This is a genomic window from Promicromonospora kroppenstedtii DSM 19349 (assembly GCF_000515355.1).
GTDB classification, from domain to species: Bacteria; Actinomycetota; Actinomycetes; order Actinomycetales; family Cellulomonadaceae; genus Promicromonospora; species Promicromonospora kroppenstedtii.
This window is the reverse complement of the sequence record NZ_KI911700.1, coordinates 1,253-1,681: the sequence shown is the minus strand read 5'-3', so window position 1 is coordinate 1,681 and position 429 is coordinate 1,253. Positions and strand designations below refer to the sequence as shown.

1 protein-coding gene is annotated in these 429 nt (G+C 74.8%); it reads right to left on the bottom strand.

Annotated elements, in window-relative coordinates; genetic code table 11:
* On the bottom strand, positions 1-398 hold a 398-nt coding region (locus PROKR_RS18290), incomplete at its 3' end, for a substrate-binding domain-containing protein (RefSeq protein WP_036965496.1).
* Positions 399-429: the final 31 nt, after the last annotated feature.

The following is a 429-nucleotide window of genomic DNA, read 5'->3' as shown; positions in this document are numbered from 1 at the left end:
GCTCGCGCGATCAAGTCGCGCATCGCGGTGTACCCGCCGTCGCGGGTGAAGGGGCAGGTCAGGACGTCGTCGGGTGCGACGGGGCTGCCGAGCTCAGCGAGCGCGCGCGTGAAACCGCTGGTCCGGTCCGCGGCCGTGCGGTGTCCCGCAGGGCCGGCGAGCACGGCGAACCGGCGGTAGCCATGCTGGTACAGCGCCTTTGCGAGATCGGCCGCGCCGTCTGCGTTCGCGATCTCCACCACCGGCAGGCTGCCGATCGGCTGCCCGACCAGCGCAACCCCACCCCCGGCCTGCTGGAACGCGTTCAGCGCGGCCTCCAGTGCGCCAGGCTCCGACGCGGTGCCGCCGTCGTCCGCAGCGGGCCCGACGGCCTCCGCCATTCCGGCGGCGTCCGCCATTCCAGCGGCCTCCGCCGCCGCATCGATCCGC